The organism is Idiomarina sp. PL1-037 (genome assembly GCF_034422975.1).
GTDB lineage: Bacteria > Pseudomonadota > Gammaproteobacteria > Enterobacterales > Alteromonadaceae > Idiomarina.
Genome location: NZ_CP139873.1, coordinates 1,168,045 through 1,183,855, shown reverse-complemented (window position 1 = coordinate 1,183,855; position 15,811 = coordinate 1,168,045). Strand labels below are relative to the sequence as shown.

Annotated in this window: 18 protein-coding genes; 3 read left to right on the top strand and 15 right to left on the bottom strand. The window is 44.5% G+C overall.

The annotated features are described in order from the left end of the window. The first annotated feature begins 82 nt into the window (after positions 1-82). A complete protein-coding gene (smpB, locus tag U0358_RS05430) occupies positions 83-562 on the top strand; it encodes an SsrA-binding protein SmpB (protein ID WP_034820895.1) in 480 nt (159 codons plus the stop codon). Here the strand turns inward: smpB and U0358_RS05425 are convergent. The 13 genes from U0358_RS05425 to queE form a co-directional block, all read right to left on the bottom strand. Further along, a complete protein-coding gene (locus tag U0358_RS05425) occupies positions 504-1,016 on the bottom strand; it encodes a hypothetical protein (RefSeq protein ID WP_322407319.1) in 513 nt (170 codons plus the stop codon). The genes smpB and U0358_RS05425 overlap by 59 nt on opposite strands. Next, the gene (locus U0358_RS05420; RefSeq protein ID WP_322407318.1) at positions 970-1,362 is read right to left on the bottom strand and encodes a DUF192 domain-containing protein; all 393 of its coding nucleotides are present in this window, start codon (positions 1,360-1,362) and stop codon (positions 970-972) included. The genes U0358_RS05425 and U0358_RS05420 overlap by 47 nt, the downstream gene beginning before the upstream one ends. Next, entirely contained in the window at positions 1,359-2,147 is a 789-nt protein-coding gene (locus U0358_RS05415) for a type II secretion system F family protein (RefSeq protein ID WP_322407317.1), read from the bottom strand. The genes U0358_RS05420 and U0358_RS05415 overlap by 4 nt, the downstream gene beginning before the upstream one ends. Continuing rightward, complete coding sequence (locus U0358_RS05410) at positions 2,144-2,995, bottom strand: type II secretion system F family protein (RefSeq protein WP_317496626.1); 852 nt, start codon at positions 2,993-2,995, stop codon at positions 2,144-2,146. The genes U0358_RS05415 and U0358_RS05410 overlap by 4 nt, the downstream gene beginning before the upstream one ends. Continuing rightward, positions 2,977-4,200, bottom strand: a complete 1,224-nt coding sequence (locus tag U0358_RS05405; protein ID WP_322407315.1) for a TadA family conjugal transfer-associated ATPase — start codon at positions 4,198-4,200, stop codon at positions 2,977-2,979. Before U0358_RS05405 ends, U0358_RS05410 begins: the two co-directional genes overlap by 19 nt. Continuing rightward, positions 4,197-5,411 carry a type II and III secretion system protein family protein gene (locus U0358_RS05400; RefSeq protein WP_322407314.1) on the bottom strand — a complete coding sequence of 405 codons (1,215 nt, stop codon included), beginning with the start codon at positions 5,409-5,411 and terminating at the stop codon, positions 4,197-4,199. Before U0358_RS05400 ends, U0358_RS05405 begins: the two co-directional genes overlap by 4 nt. Then, entirely contained in the window at positions 5,396-6,103 is a 708-nt protein-coding gene (gene cpaB / locus U0358_RS05395; protein WP_317496623.1) for a Flp pilus assembly protein CpaB, read from the bottom strand. Before cpaB ends, U0358_RS05400 begins: the two co-directional genes overlap by 16 nt. A gap of 184 nt (positions 6,104-6,287) precedes the next feature. Beyond that, positions 6,288-6,794 (bottom strand): hypothetical protein, encoded by a 507-nt coding sequence (locus tag U0358_RS05390; protein ID WP_322407313.1) that lies wholly within the window; start codon positions 6,792-6,794, stop codon positions 6,288-6,290. An 89-nt stretch (positions 6,795-6,883) separates the two neighbouring features. Beyond that, positions 6,884-7,384, bottom strand: a complete 501-nt coding sequence (locus tag U0358_RS05385) for a hypothetical protein (RefSeq protein WP_322407312.1) — start codon at positions 7,382-7,384, stop codon at positions 6,884-6,886. Positions 7,385-7,386: 2 nt separating this feature from the next. Further along, a complete protein-coding gene (locus U0358_RS05380; RefSeq protein ID WP_322407311.1) occupies positions 7,387-7,764 on the bottom strand; it encodes a hypothetical protein in 378 nt (125 codons plus the stop codon). 148 nt (positions 7,765-7,912) lie between these two features. Then, positions 7,913-9,136, bottom strand: a complete 1,224-nt coding sequence (locus U0358_RS05375) for a TadE/TadG family type IV pilus assembly protein (RefSeq protein WP_322407310.1) — start codon at positions 9,134-9,136, stop codon at positions 7,913-7,915. Beyond that, positions 9,133-9,411, bottom strand: coding sequence for a Flp family type IVb pilin (locus tag U0358_RS05370; RefSeq protein WP_011234161.1), 279 nt, complete (start codon positions 9,409-9,411; stop codon positions 9,133-9,135). The genes U0358_RS05375 and U0358_RS05370 overlap by 4 nt, the downstream gene beginning before the upstream one ends. Before the next feature lie 95 nt (positions 9,412-9,506). Then, the gene (gene queE, locus U0358_RS05365; RefSeq protein WP_416183000.1) at positions 9,507-10,178 is read right to left on the bottom strand and encodes a 7-carboxy-7-deazaguanine synthase QueE; all 672 of its coding nucleotides are present in this window, start codon (positions 10,176-10,178) and stop codon (positions 9,507-9,509) included. 62 nt (positions 10,179-10,240) lie between these two features. On the opposite strand from queE, the gene queC reads away from it, so the two are divergent. After that, positions 10,241-10,897, top strand: a complete 657-nt coding sequence (queC, locus tag U0358_RS05360) for a 7-cyano-7-deazaguanine synthase QueC (protein WP_322407308.1) — start codon at positions 10,241-10,243, stop codon at positions 10,895-10,897. A gap of 15 nt (positions 10,898-10,912) precedes the next feature. Here queC and nagZ read toward each other — a convergent pair whose 3' ends face one another. After that, on the bottom strand, positions 10,913-11,905 hold the full coding sequence (gene nagZ, locus U0358_RS05355) for a beta-N-acetylhexosaminidase (RefSeq protein WP_322407307.1): 993 nt from the start codon (positions 11,903-11,905) through the stop codon (positions 10,913-10,915). A 130-nt stretch (positions 11,906-12,035) separates the two neighbouring features. On the opposite strand from nagZ, the gene U0358_RS05350 reads away from it, so the two are divergent. Further along, the gene (locus tag U0358_RS05350) at positions 12,036-13,388 is read left to right on the top strand and encodes a S41 family peptidase (protein WP_322407306.1); all 1,353 of its coding nucleotides are present in this window, start codon (positions 12,036-12,038) and stop codon (positions 13,386-13,388) included. A 31-nt stretch (positions 13,389-13,419) separates the two neighbouring features. Here U0358_RS05350 and U0358_RS05345 read toward each other — a convergent pair whose 3' ends face one another. Continuing rightward, entirely contained in the window at positions 13,420-15,759 is a 2,340-nt protein-coding gene (locus U0358_RS05345; RefSeq protein WP_322407305.1) for an acyl-CoA dehydrogenase, read from the bottom strand. Positions 15,760-15,811: the final 52 nt, after the last annotated feature.

Below are 15,811 nucleotides of genomic sequence, written 5' to 3'. Positions count from 1 at the left end.
TGCGCAATAATAACGCAACCAGAAACGCTTTGAAGCCCTTAAAGCAATTTTCTTTTCAGTGCGCATAGGTATAATGGCTGTCATGAGTAAAAAGAAACCACAACAATCATCCAATACCATAGCTCGTAATAAAAAAGCGCGGCATGAATACTTCCTTGAAGACAAGTTCGAGGCGGGTGTCAGTTTGCAGGGCTGGGAAATTAAGAGCATACGGGCTGGCAAGGTCAACATTAGCGACAGCTACGTCATTATAAAAAATGGCGAGGCTTACCTTTTGGGTGCCGAAATTCAGCCACTTAACCAAGCCTCAAGCCATGTTTATTGCGAGCCAGACCGCAGCCGTAAACTGCTGCTGAAGCGCCGCGAGCTGGATAAGCTTATTGGCGCCTCAGAGCGTGAGGGCTATTCCATAGTTGCCACAACCATGTACTGGAAAGGCCCGTGGGCAAAACTGGAAATATTTTTAGCCCAGGGTAAAAAGTCACATGATAAACGCGACACCATTAAAGAGCGCGACTGGCAACGCCAGAAGGCTCGGATAATGAAGCATTCGGTGCGTTAACTGGAACTTCAGGTGCGTCATTCAGGCGTGCCTGTTGAAGTTTCAATAGTTGATTGAGTAGCCTTTCAAGCTCTCCGTCAAATGTATCCAGCTCGACCCGAGCATCCATAAGAATGTTGGTGGTCTGACGTAAGTTGAGTAATGCCAGGTTAAACCACACATTCCGGTCAGAGGAATTAAATTTCAGGGATCGCCCGTAAGCTGATTCACTAGCTTCAAAACGATACTGTCTAAAGTAAATATTACCGAGCAGAGCCCAACTTTTATCCGTTCCTAACCCCTTACGATGTAACCATTGCAAGTGCTGTTCTGCTGATAAAAGATCCCCATCCTTATACCAGTTAATGGCGCTTTCCAGACTCTGTTCCCTAACTTGCCTCTCTTCTACTGTCGCACTGCAGCCTTGATTAGTTAAGCTCAATAGCAATACAGCAATCAAAATGCTTGTTTTCATTTAGCTCTCCATGCTTATTAATAAACTTTAGTTTCTTCCCAACCCATTTTTCTAAAGGCCAAAAGTTTCCAGCAGCCATTTCAATTAATCCGTGAGCCCCTTTAAAACGGGCCATTTCGTTGGGACAAATGAATCGGCGAATCTCTATAATGTTGTTTCCTTTGTCAAAGGCTACAACATCAATTGGCTCTTTCATTCCCCAGGTGTGTATTGATTTACAAAATGGGAACCAAAAAGCCATCTCTGTCGTTGGTTGCTGCTCGCCCAGCATGCCAATCAACCTTTGATGAAACTTTTTCATGGCTTTTACTTTGGGCCATAATATAATTTCTTTCTCATTTGTCATCCAAACCCTCCTTGGCTTATTTGAACAATTACTGGCCCCAGAATAACCAGAAAATTTACCGGGAAAAAACAGGTTACAAGTGGAAAAAGAAGCTTTACTGGCGCCTCTTGCGCTCTCTTCTCCGCTGAGTTAAGTAAATCCTGTCTTAATTGATTAGCATAAAACCTTAACGACTTGGTTAGGCTAGTTCCTTGCTGATATCCTTTTATTAGCATCGAAGTCCACTCATGGAGCTGCTTTGCGTCATACCGTTCATTCAGTTCATCCATTGACCGAGCAAAACTTGTCCCTCGCCTTAGCCGACTAAGCATCGATGTGATCTCCCGCGCCAGCAGAAGATCGCTGCACGACGCAGATACCTTTTCTAAAGCGGAAATTAACGGAATACCTGAAGCAATCATCATAGAAATTAGATCACAAAAATCAGGAAGTTGGCGAACTATCGCTTTGTTATTTTTTAGAACTAACTGTCTTCTCTTATTTATGATCATTAGTAATAAGAGAATATAAGCAAGGCTTAAAAGCCAAAATCCAGAAAGCAGAGAGATAGAGACTGACACACATGCCATAAAAACCCAGAAACAAAATGATCTACCGGCTCCTTTTAGGAAATCTACTTCCAGGTAACGAACAGTCCATCTTTTGACATTTTCCGGTAAAACGGACCAAATTTTTGATACTGCATAATCAAGCTTTTGCCCAAGCCCCAGTATTTGCCAGACAGGGGGGACTAAAAGCGAAAAGCTAAGAGTAGCGAGAAATATTAAGGCAGCAACTATAATCATTTTTCATCTTCCGGATGCATAATTCGCTTAACCATCCACCCACCAATAACCATTAATATAAGGGCCACTATAAGCATAAAAATACCAACGCGTGACTCAGTAAAAAGTGCTGTATGTTCTGGTTTCATCCAACTTAAAAGAAAATACAATCCAACTGGCATCATAACGAGAATTTTAGCCTGCATCCTAGCTTGTGAAGTCAGCGTTATCTGCCGCTCTTTTATGTGCTGCTGTTGTTGGAGATTATCAGCCAATCTTAGAAATAAATCCGATTGTTGCCCTCCACTTTTCAAACCTAAAACTAAAGATTGAACCACCAGTTTAATGGAGAAAACAGGAACTCTCCGCTGCCAGTCTTCCAAGCAATCAGTTAATGGCTTACCCACTTTTTCCTGCCTCAACAGCTCGTCCACCTCTTGCCCTAAGGGAGGTAGTAACGTTCCTTTTAAATTCTTCAATGCTGATCCGACACTTGTACCACTTCTTAACTGGTTACTGAGGCCAATCAACATACCGGGCAACTGCTTTTCAACTTTTATGTAACGTTGCTTTTTAAAATGGTGATAAACAAATGGCGGAGCCAATAGAGTCATAACAAACGTCGCTACTGCCCAGGTTCTATTAACATAAAACCATACGATTAAGGGCGATAAAAGCGTGACTACCAAATAACTTCTGACCAAAATTGTTACCGGCATTCTCAAGAAAAACTCTTCTAAAGAGCGTACTGTTGATAGCGTCAATTTCTCTTCAAGTTGCTGATATCGTTTTGGTGTTAAATGCGAAAAGATCCATAGCCAGCAAAGTCCGCTGCAAACGATTAAGAACGCTAAAACGAAGATGAACATAACCCATCTCCCATAATCGATTCCCAGACCTCCTGGCGAATGTCGTCCCCTTGTTCGTCAGCAAACTTACATAACGTCTTATTACTTATTAATGACTGAGTCGTATTGCGCCTTTCAAATAGTGGTGACAGCTGTAAAACATTATCGTCTATACCCGTAACTTCACTGATACTAAGCACGGATCTTCTGCCATCAGAAAGACGCGCTATCTGAACCACAATATTAACGGCACTGGCTATTTGTTGCCGCAACGCAGAAATAGGAAGCTCTATTCCACCCATCAAGACCATAATTTCCAAACGTCTTAAAGCATCGCGAGCACTGTTCGCATGAACCGTGCTCAGAGATCCCGCGTGACCAGTGTTCATAGCCTGTAACATGTCTAAAGCTTCCGACCCACGGCACTCGCCTACAATAAGTCGATCGGGACGCATTCTCAGCGCATTAATAACGAGCTCGCGAATATTTATAGCGCCGGTCCCTTCTTGATTTTTGGGTCTGGCCTCAAGACTTATCAAATTATTGTGATCTAACCGCAGTTCAGCCGCGTCTTCGATACTTATAATTCTTTCATCTTCAGGAATTGCCTGAGACAGAATATTTAATAAGGTTGTTTTTCCCGTTCCAGTCCCGCCAGAAACAATTATATTTTGGCGACAACGAACAGCAAGCCTTAAGAATTCAGCAGCTTGCTCCGTTAATGAGCCACTATCTACCAAGTTCTTGACCGTTAAAGATTTCTTAATGAACTTTCGAATAGTGAGACACGATCCTTTGGTCGCTAAAGGTCCTAAAACAGCGTTTACGCGAGAACCGTCCGGTAAACGAGCATCGACCATAGGCGAAGCATCATCAACGTGACGACCTAAAGGCAGAACGATCTTATCGATAGTCCGCCGCAGAGAAAATTCGTTACTGAATTGTTCATCCGCTTTTTGCAACTTACCTGAGCGTTCAACATAGATCTGATCATAGCTATTAACCATAATTTCAGTTACTGAGTCATCTTCTAAAAGGCGCTCAATAGGGCCCAGACCAATCACTTCAGCCACTACATCTGCTATGTCTTTTCCGGACTCACCTGTAGTTTCCTTTAAATAGGATTCAGCATAGCGTCTCAACTCGCATTCACTCATAGACTCAAAACGCGGATCTCTGGTATCTAAATGCTCTTTGAGGCTGTTGATTAAATTTACTGATGTCATCGAAATGTCTCCCTTAGCTGTAAAATGGAGTCTTTCTGATACCAGTCGTGTTTTTGCGCTAATCGTTTTTGCTTATCATTCAATCGCTCTTTAGCCGTATCCATACGCTCAGCGGTAACCATAATAATTAATTCCGTGGTTTGCTCTCTGTTCTGCTGACTTCTGAAGGCATTTCCCAGAATCGGCAATGAATCTAAGCCCGGTATCTCGTCATCCTGAGCTGACTCATCTGTACTTAAAAGACCAGACAAAACCAGCGTGTCTCCGTCATTTGAAAGAAACACCGATTCCGTACGACGACTAAGTATGCCGGGGACACCTGAAACAGAAACAGCAGGATCAATATTGCTTAATTCGGCGTGAAGCTGAGTTTTTATTCTGTTGTCATCTAAAACGACCGGCTGAATAACAAGCTTTATGCCGTATTCGCGGAAAGTAACGTCCTGCATACCCTGCGCGACAACTTGAGGAATAGGCAGTTCCCCTCCCGCAAGAAACGTTGCCTTCTCACCGCTTTGGGTAGATAAAACAGGATTTGCCAATAGTTTGGCTAGACCGCGTCGCTGCATAAGCATCAGTTGGGAATTAATTTCGGCGTCCCACTCGAACAAACCAGATAAAGAGCTCGAAAATGTAGGGCCGCTCGTTGTCCCTTGCCATCTAATTCCAAGATCTTCGAGATACTGGCGCTTGGTTTCCAGAATATTGACTCTCAAGGTCAACATAGGCGGCTCTTCCTGAAAAGATTCAGTTAAATTTAAAATCTCTTCATGATTCTCGGAAATTTTCTCAAGCTCTTCGTAATTTCTTTTGGATACCTTGCCCGTTAAAACTGTAATTCCGGACTTTTCTGTTTTGTTAAGAGTCTGTTCTGCTTCAGATATAGCGTCTAAACGCCCCTCCAGGGAGAGCTCCAGGCTCGCTGTTACAATAACCTTTAACTCTTTTAATACCTCTTCGGATTTTAGCCAGATATCAGCTTTACCAACTCCCACCCCTCTTAAAATTGCACGGCTATTATCGAGCACATGAACATCTACAACAGTCTCGTCACTGATAAGAATGTCACTTCCTGGCTCTATACTGATAATTCGAGTCTCACCTTCTTCAAGATAGTAGGAGCTATGATTAACCTCAGCCCGAGCATTAAGGACGACGAACAATAACAGAGCCACGACTAAGTAATGTTTGAACTTTACTGAACCTTCCATGGTTGCACCTTGCTTTGTTTAGAATCTTGATGCCAAATACTTACTTGATCCAAATGGCGGCTTCTCGCCCACACCAACATTGGACTTCCAATAGCTTTCGTAAATGCCGCTACCTTCTCAGGCTCCACCAACAATGTCAGCGAATATGAACCATATCCCTCCTGCAATCCGTGGATATCGAAAACTTCAATTTTTTCAAAAGAAAGGTACTCTCGTGAACTTTCGAAAGAATCTCCGGCAAATACAATATCAACCTGATCTCCGACTTTCAGCAGCGCATTATGGTGGCCTAAATTATCCGTAGTGACCGTGATAGCGTAATAACCATTAGGCAGAACTTCCGACAAACCACTGTTCTGATTATTCGATAAAATTCGTTCAGAAACGGGTTCACCAGATTTAACAGAATTTCTTAGTTTCCTACCGATAACTAAACTAGCCGAGCTCTCCAGGTACCAATGCTCATTGATAAGTTCGTGCGGATATTTTCGAACCAGCAAGTCGCTTACTTCAAGAATATCTCCGGCATTAAGGTCTTTGGAAAAAACAACAACGCTACCAGCACTTCCTGAGGCCTCTTGAAGTCGTCGGGAAGTTTCTTTCTGTAGATATTGATGAATTAAAAAAACAGTCACCATCGAAATTATTGAACTAAAAATGACGGCAAAAATCCATTTCGCCTTTTTTGTCATGAGCCTCCTCCTGGTATTAGTACTAAATAGCGCCAAATAAAATAATAAAAATCTTTCGCGTTACGACCCGTCTCAATTAAATAATCAATCAGTGAAAATTGCTCTTCAAAAATAAGTAAAGTGGTCATTATTAAGAGAGAGATCAATAACCACTCTGTCGATGCCTGACCACTTTGTTTTCTTCTCATAGGACATGAACCAAAATCACATACTCACCTTGCTCGGAGAACATTAAGCGTCCCATATCTTCTTTAAAGATCCAAAAGTCATGAGGTTTCTCAATCGATTGAAAAGAATCGATTTTTTGGCTGTAAGTTAATTTTAATACGTTTTTTATATCTTTGAATTTGAATGTCGATAAATAAACCCAGACCTCTTTTCCATTTTTCTGGGTTTTTGAAATGGCATGAAAAGGCCCGTCAAGTTTAGGCTTTTCCATATACGGAAGAATTATTTTACTTAAAATCCATGAACCATATTTTCCTTTGAAGAAAGTCCAGTTGTCTTCTCCAATTGGACAAATCCAAAAATCTCCATGAGGAGCCGGACAGTAGGAGTAGAAATTTTCAATCACACTCCAGTCTGGAACATTAGGACTTTGTAAAAAATAGGCAGTAGCCGTCGCATTCTGAGAAATTGGCATTTCAGACCATTCCCATTTATCAAACCCTGCAGGAATATCAGCAATCATAAACACACCTTAGTTCCCGCCGCACTCGCAGGATTGTTAGCTAATAAGTCGGCTTCGTTGTTCGTACCGGGCTATGACTAGAATCTTCCTCATAAAAAATGAGCCAGAATCACATACTCGCCTTGTTCAGAAAAAATTACGCGCCCCATATTCTCTTTTAATATCCAAACATCATTTTCCTTCTCAATAGATTGAAAAGAATCAACTTTTTGACTGTAATAGGACATCATCGCGGTTTGTAACTGTTTAAACGGATATCTCGCCAAATAAATCCATATTTTCTCTCCATTTCTTTCATGTTCTGAAATGGGAGTAATAGGCCCTCTTAAAGATTCTTCATGTGCTGGAAAATTAGTCAGTGGCATTAGTATCCATTGTCCTTTTTCTACCTCAAACAACGTCCAATCGGTATTTTCTATGGGACAAAGCCAAAATATTATTTCTCCTCCGGGACAATATGGATAAAACAGGCTCAACTTTTTCCAGTCAGGAGTTTCTGGCTTTCTCAAAAAAAGAGCATCAATATTGATGGATGAACTAATCGGTTGCTCAGCCCAGCTCCAGTCATCTAAAACTACGGGTAAATCCATAACTATTCCTTTTTTTGAAGTACATCCTCTGGCACGACATCCGGAGATATCGTACCGAAAACTAAATAATCGGAACTAAGCTCTTTAGCCAAAAAAATTGAGCCAAGCCTATCTTGGATTAATTCTGTCATTTCTCCTGAGAGTAAGTTATTTACAACTAAAGACGCAGGCCTAGTCGATAGCTCCTCGCTGCTTTTTGCCTTCCAACTATCTGTTAGCCTACTCATTGGATAAAAAGGTTTTTTATCCATTTTCTTCAACTCTCTTAAGTTTTTTCCCTGGAGCTTTACGGGGAGAAGCTCATTTAGAGGAATAAATAACTTTTCTGTATGTTTATTTAACCGGTAATTTCCCGATAATTTAGCTCGATCAACATCCATAACCCTGCTCCAAATAACTTTACGAGCCTCAATAAGGTTAATGGTACTGTTGTCAACCACAGGTATAAGGACTTGATACAACGACAAATAAATAGCTAGCAAAATACCAATTGATAACAGGATCTCAACAGTAGCTTGACCTTTATATTTAGAGCACGTCACGACCTAAAATTCCTGTTTTATCTTTATAAGATATTGAAGTTAGCTGAGGCTCCCAGAGCGCATTAAACAAGTTATCCGTTTCATAAAGCTCATCTTTTCTAGAGAAGATTTTGTCTGGACGACTAAAATGCGTTTTTGCTTTAGCATATGCAACTTGGTTAATACCCCCCACTTTTATTATCACCGTATCCATGCTCATCTTTAAAAAGTTGCTTAGCCGCATATAGCTAAATTTTTGCGGATTCGAATTAAACGACTCCATCTGCGCTAACCCGAGTCGGGAAGACATTGAGTTCTTTTGAAAAGCGCCCCCGTAACCGGAACGATGATAACGTTTTTGTTTTTGTGCTTTCGCACCCCAACCTAATGGCAGTTGCTCCCTATAACTACCTACAAACCATTTTCGTCCGTGAAGCGAAACAGAATCCAGCGCGTGCCAATCCCAACCTCCGTGTCTGTTTCTTGATAATTCTGTTCCGCCACGCTTTACTATTTTATGAGTGAATATGTCTACCCAGTTGTATCCTCTACTTCTACTAAAAGGATCCAGACTATTTAAAGTAAGCTCTTCAAACTCTTTGGATTCCTTAGCGTTTTTAGTATTACGGACTTCTGTTTTGCGCCACCAAAGAGTTGGAAATGGCACAACACCACCTCCCTGATACGCTTCCCAACCTAGATCTCCTGAATGCTTATCAACGATATCTTGAATAAGAAGTGGTAGCTCCATGACGAAACTTGCATCTAAAAGTCTCTGTGCCGCTGATATTCCCTGTATCACAGCCGATTGAAAACGGATTAAGACACGCGCCAATTGCTGATAACCTTCCTCGACTCGGTCGAGAATGGTGGATAACACTCTGGTTATTTGCCCAATATAAGGAATGAATGACGTTACTGTCTCTAAGTTGTCCGCCGTCCGGTCTAACATAGACATATAGCTCGCTAGACCAACCCACTGAGCTATTGCTACCTGGTTTCCAATAAGTGCACGATTTGTTAAAGCTAGAAAGTTCATCTGCCGGGACATAGCAACAGCTGCGCTATAAGCCGCGTTATCAGCAACACTTTGCAAGTACCACTGGCGCCTGGCGTGCTTCCCCATATCGGTCACAGCGAAAAGCAACATCGAAACGAGTAACAAAACCCCGACCATTAAAATCAGGGTTTGTCCTTTTATTCGCGTGTTGGATTTTTCCAAAGCAATCATTTCTTCTTGCCTTGCTCAGTGGCCTCGTCATAATTTCCGAGGTTTACTTCAGTATTGGCCACAGTTCCGGCGCGTCTTGAAGACTGCCGAGCTCTGTTTAATTGTTGCGTAGATGATTGACCTGTCATTTCTTGAGCAAGTCCAGCCACCTGGTTACGTATGGACTTACCAAAAAGTGAATAGACTCCGATTGCAGCAACGGCAATCAAAGCGACAATAATGATGTACTCCGTCATTCCCTGACCACGAGAACGCCGAGCTAAATGCGTATTCATAATTCCCTCCTGGCAATAATCAACACCACAATTGGCGTTGAAGTCAGGAAGTATAGAACGAGTTTTAGAGGATCAGATCAGAAGTAGCAAATGTCTTACTCAATATTAAGATATTTATGCATCTGCACGGAAAGGCGCCAGTTGCGCGCTATGCAGGTTTTCATGGCAAGCTCTGTAGCGCGTGGGCGCTGGCTTATGGGTTGCAGGCAAATAATGGCGTCTGCTTTGGGTGGGCAGCGTTCTAGTAAGGAATCTAGCGCATCTATGTGCTTTTGCATGGCTATGGGGTGCTTTATTTCATTAGCGCGAGCCATGCAGTCGGGGCGCACTAAATAACCACCGGGCATATCCAGTTTGGGCGATACCGTTACCCAGGTGCTGTCGGTCACTTTTAGCTCAAAGGTACCGCTGGTTTCTATTTGCAACTGGTAGCCCTTGGCTTCTAAGGCTTTGCCAAGCGGCAGTAAGTCAAACATAGCGGGTTCACCGCCGGTTATTACTACGTGTTTGGCGGAGTAACTTTCTTGTTCAAAGCGCGCGATAATGTCCTCGGCGGTCATTTCTGACCATTTTACTGAAGCTTCGGTTTTTGCCATTAATGCGTCTATGCTCACCTGGTCGCTGGGGTTGGTTTCCCATGTGTGCTGGGTATCGCACCAGGGGCAGCCTACAGGACAACCCTGCAAACGCAGAAAAATAGATGGCACGCCGGTAAAGGTGCCCTCGCCTTGCAAGGTTTCAAAAATTTCGTTGATGCGGTAAGACATAGCTTCCGTTAAAATGGCTTTGGTTAACATGAGTGAATGCGGATTATACGGGGAGTTATAGCATGTCGCAAAAGGTCGTTGTTATTTATTCAGGCGGAATGGACTCTTTTACCGTTTTGCACAAAGCCCTGGCCGAGGGAAAAGAGGTACTGGCACTGTCGTTTAACTACGGACAACGCCATGTCAAAGAATTAGAAGTTGCGGCTAACGTCTGTAAACAGCATGGAATACCCCATAAAGTGGTGGATATTACCGCTATTAACTCGCTGCTGTCGGGTAGCTCGCTAACCGACAATATCGACATTCCTGAAGGCCACTACGAAGAAGAGTCAATGAAGTCCACTGTGGTGCCCAACCGCAATATGATTTTGCTGTCACTGGCCATTGGTTACGCGGTGTCTGAAGAGGCCTCTGCGGTGTATTACGGCGCACATTCGGGTGACCACGCTATTTACCCGGACTGTCGTCCGGAGTTTGTACGGCAAATGGATGTAGTGAGTAAAATGGCGAACTACGAACCGGTAGCGGTTCATGCGCCCTATTTAGACGTGGACAAAAACGCGATTTTAGCCGACGGCATAAAAATGGGGCTGGACTACAGCCAAACCTGGACTTGCTATAACGGGCGCGACAAAGCCTGTGGTAAATGCGGTGCCTGCCAGGAACGTTTAGAGGCCTTCGCCGCCAACGGCATTGAAGACCCCATTACTTACGAATGATAGTTTACGAATAACCTACAGCCAGCGTTGGGCTTGTTCCCAGCGCTCGGTGCGTTTTAACTCTTCCAGCGATACCGCCGACGATGACATCAGCATTCTATTTACGCGTTGTGCGCTTTCTGGCTCAGTTGCTGGCAAATCAGCATCCAACACTTGCACCGCTCCGGCTCTGTCATTGCATACCAGTATCATGTCGCAGCCAGCCTTTAGCGCCGCCACAGCGCGTTGTTCCATGTCACCGGCAACGGTTGCGCCCTGCATAGACAAGTCGTCACTAAAAATAGTGCCGTTAAACTGCAATTCGCTGCGCAGTATTTGCTGTAACCAGAACTCGCTAAAACCGGCAGGCTGTGGGTCTATTTGCGGGTATATAACGTGAGCCGGCATTATGCCGTCCAGTTTCTGGCTTAATGACAAAAACGGCTTTAAGTCGTGGGCGCGAATTTGCTCTAAGGTACGGTCGTCTTCCGGAATGGCAATGTGGGAATCAGCCTGAACAGAACCGTGTCCGGGAAAATGCTTACCCGTACAAGCCATACCGGCTTCATGCATGCCTTCAATAAAGGAGGACGCCACCTTAGAAATTTCCGACGGCACCGCAGAAAATGCACGGTCACCAATAACGTCACTGCAGTCGTCTACGTCCAGCACCGGCGCAAAGCTGATATCAATTCCCACAGCCTGAACTTCTGCTGCCATTAGCCAGCCTAAGTCACGCGCGGAGCGCTGGCGTTCGTCTTCATCTTCAATTTTTTGCAGCGATCCCATAGATGGAATGGCGCTAAAGCCTTGACGGAAGCGTTGCACCCGCCCGCCTTCGTGGTCAACTGCAATAAGCAACGGCTTAGCCGCAGCGGCTCGTGCCTCACCTATTAACTCCTGCAGTTGTTCCAGCGAGGCAAAATTCCGTGTAAACAGAATGAGTCCGTTTACGGCCGGTGCCGCAAGAAGTTTTTTATCCTCCGCGGTCAGCTCTGTGCCCGCAATATCTATCATTAGTTGTGCCATAACAGCGGCTTTCTCGTTTGGTTTTCAATAGTCAGCAGTTTGCCATGAGTTCAGTAAAGACGCCATGTTCCTTGTTTATCTTTTCGTTCGCTGTGCTAAATTAACATTATTACAACAAAAGAGGCGCGATATGAAACTCGAAAAATCGCTTTTATGTATTGGTATCACTTTAGCACTGTCGGCCTGCGGCGGTTCAGACAGCGACGGCTCGGACAGCGGCAGATCCGGTGGCTCTGCCGGTGGTGGTGACAATAATTACGCTTTTTGTTCCGCTGAATATCAAAATGAAGAGTTTTTCGAGTACATGAAAGAGGATTACTTCTGGGCAAGTCAGCTACAGGACAGCTTAGACCCTGAGGCCTTTGACGACGTTTATGCGGTTCTTGAAGAATTACGCGTACCGGAAGACACCTACAGCTATATTCTTACAGAGGAAGAATATGATCAGCTGTTTGTCAGTGCCACTTATTTCGGGTTTGGTTTTTCTATGGAGCAAATTAGCGCCAGCCGGGTAAAAATTCGTTTTGTTTATGACGGTTCGCCTGCTGCCTCTGCAGGTATGGAGCGTGCTGACGAAATTCTGGCTATTGATGGCGTGTCCGTTTCTGACTTACTGGCAAATGATGAATTTAACCAAGCCCTGGGGCCGAGTGAGCAAGGTCTGAGCCGTGAAATTACCTGGCAAAAGCCGGATGGAACCGAGCAGACCGAGTTGTTGAGCAAAGTTGAAGTAGAAACCAATACCGTTATGGGAGCTCAAACTTACGAGCAAAATGGTGACACGGTTGGTTACTTTGCACTGGACTCATTCATTAACCGCACTGGCGCAGATTTAAATACCGCATTTGACCAATTTGCCAGCGAAGGCATTAACCATTTAGTCATTGACGTGCGCTATAACGGCGGGGGCTTAATTCGTTATGCCAATCAAATTGCAACTCAGACTGCGGGCACGAATGTTGAGGGGAAAACCTTTTTGCAATACCGCTTTAACGAGCAGAACAGCGACCAGAACCAGACACTCCCTTTTAGTTTGGTCGATGGTGTCGAGCAACTTGATTTAGACCGGGTGTTTGTGTTGACCACCGGCAGCAGTTGTTCGTCTTCAGAAATCATTATTAACTCTTTAAAACCTCATATAGAGGTAGTCACGTTAGGCCAGCCAACTTGCGGTAAACCAGTTGGACAACAGCCCGCCGAGTTGTGCGATAAAGTCACTTTTGCCATTAACTTTGAAACTGTCAATTCAGAAGGTGAAGGGAAATACTACAATGGTCTGACACCAACCTGTTCGGTTGAAGACCAGTTGGTCGCTGACTGGGGAAGCCCAGAGGACCCATTAACGGCGGCAGCCAATACATACATTAGCACCGGCAGTTGCCCGGTAGACTCCGCCAGCGCAGAAATAAAAAAGAGCGCTCAGGCGCGCTCTTTTGTTAAACCTATTCACAACATGAAGGATAAGCGCGAGTCCCTGCAGTAAGTTTATACGCAGGAACCCGATGCAGCAGCGGTTAATCTTTAACCGCTGCTTTTCTTATGTCGCCTTTAGCCGTGTAAAACTGGTTGTTTTCGATAATACCGGGAGCAAAGCTGTCCACGCCAATGGCGGTTAAACGAAGCTCTTCGGTTTCTGCCAGTTTTTCAGCAGTGTCTTTATCAATTAAGCCTTTCTCAAGCGCCACATCGGCAAGCTCTTTACCATTTAGGTTAGAAGACAATTCACCGCGTTTTTGCGCTTTACGCAGCGTTTTATAAACCGACTTCATTTCCAGCATCGAAATAAAGGCTTTTTCCATATGTCCGGTGGCATCACCAATACTGTCTTTCCAGTAACACAGGAAGGTATGACGGTCACGAGTAACGCCCGGCTCCATCATGCTGACACTGATGTCCTGTAAAATTTCATCAGACGGTTTTTTGAAATGATTGCCCAGTGGGAATATCAAAATACGCATTACCCACGCCATGAAGCGATTCGGGAAGTTATCAAAGAAACCGTAAAACGCATCGGCAATGCTGTATAAATGGTGCTTCAACGCATAATGAACGTAAGGTAAATCAGCTACCTGACGGCCTTCGTCTTCAAAGCGCTTCAGTACTGCCGAACCCATATATAAATGACTTAAAATGTCACCTAAGCGGGCTGAAATCATTTCTTTACGTTTCAAATCGCCGCCCATCATCAGCATAGAAATATCTGATGCTAAAGCTAAACCACGACTCATACGACCCAGCTTACGATAATAATGCGCAGTTTCACCACTCACCGGAGACTCGCTAAAGCGTGCGCCGCTCAGACCCAGCCATAAGCTGCCAAAGACGTTACTGGCGGCAAAACCGATATGTTTCATCAGCAGACCGTCGAACTCACGCATGCCCTCGTCTTCATTCGGGTTAGCCGCAGCTTTCATTTCTTTAAGTACGTAGGGGTGACAACGCGTTGCGCCCTGACCAAATATCATCAAGTTTCGGGTCAGAATATTTGCGCCCTCAACCGTAATAGACACTGGTGTCGCCATGTAGGCGTGGCCCAGATAATTATGCGGACCTAATTGAATGCCTTTACCGGCGTGAATATCCATTGCGTGCTCTAATACTTCACGACCCATTTCGGTCATGTGGTATTTGGTCATGGCGGTTACCACCGAAGGACTCTGCCCCTGACATAAAGCAGAAATGGTCAGACGACGCATAGATTCGAGTGTGTAGTTGGTTCCGCCAATTTTACCCATTGATGACTGAACACCTTCGAACATACCAATTGGCATGCCGAATTGCTGACGCACATAAGCGTAAGCGCCAGTCATACGCTGAGTTACGTGGCCTGATGCAGCAGCCAGTGCCGGCAATGAAATACCACGCCCTGCTGACAAACATTCAACCAGCATACGCCAGCCTTTACCGGCATAATCTGAACCACCAATAATCCATTTCAACGGAATAAAGACGTCTTTACCAAAGGTTGTACCGTTCAGAAACGCCTGGTTCAGAGGGAAATGACGATCGCCAATTTCAATACCTTTGTGCGATGTCGGGATTAACGCACAAGTAATACCAATTTCTTTTTTATCACCTAATAAGGCTTCCGGATCGTAGAGCTTAAATGCCAGACCCAGAACTGTTGCTGAAGGCGCTAAGGTAATGTAACGCTTCGACCAGTTAAGACGAATACCAACAACTTCTTCACCCTCGTGCTCGCCTTTACAAATAATACCTTCATCCGGAATTGAACCAGCATCGGAGCCAGCTTCTGGTCCGGTTAAGGCGAAACACGGAATGTCAGTGCCATCAGAAAGACGCGGCAACCAGTAGTCTTTTTGTTCTTTAGTACCATAATGCGTTAGTAGTTCGCCCGGCCCCAGAGAGTTCGGAACCATAACAGATACCGCAGCACTGATAGAACGACTGGCAATGCGCGAGACGATGTAGGAATTTGCCGCCGGGGTAAAATCAAGGCCGCCGTAATCTTTACCAATAATCATGGCGAAGAATCGTTCTTTGCGCAGATAATCCCAAACTTGTTTGGGCAAGTCGCGATCCTGCTGAACAATTTTGAAATCGTCAAGCATATCCAGCAGCTTAGCCAGCTGGTTATCGACAAACGTCTGTTCCTCGGCGGTGAGCTTAGGTTCAGGTACATCCAGCAATTTCTGCCAGTCCGGGCGTCCGCTGAACAGTTCTCCGTCCCACCAAACATCACCCGCCTCCATGGCCTCACGTTCTGTATCAGACATGGGCGGCAAAATGCGTTTAAAAATAGCAAAAACGGGCTTAGTTACCAGGCTGCGACGGATATCTCCGACTGCAAACACCAGTACCACTAAAACCACTAACAGAATAAGAATTTCCATAGGTATCTCCAGTGCACCATCACAATAAAAGTGTAGTCAAATCTCAAACTTA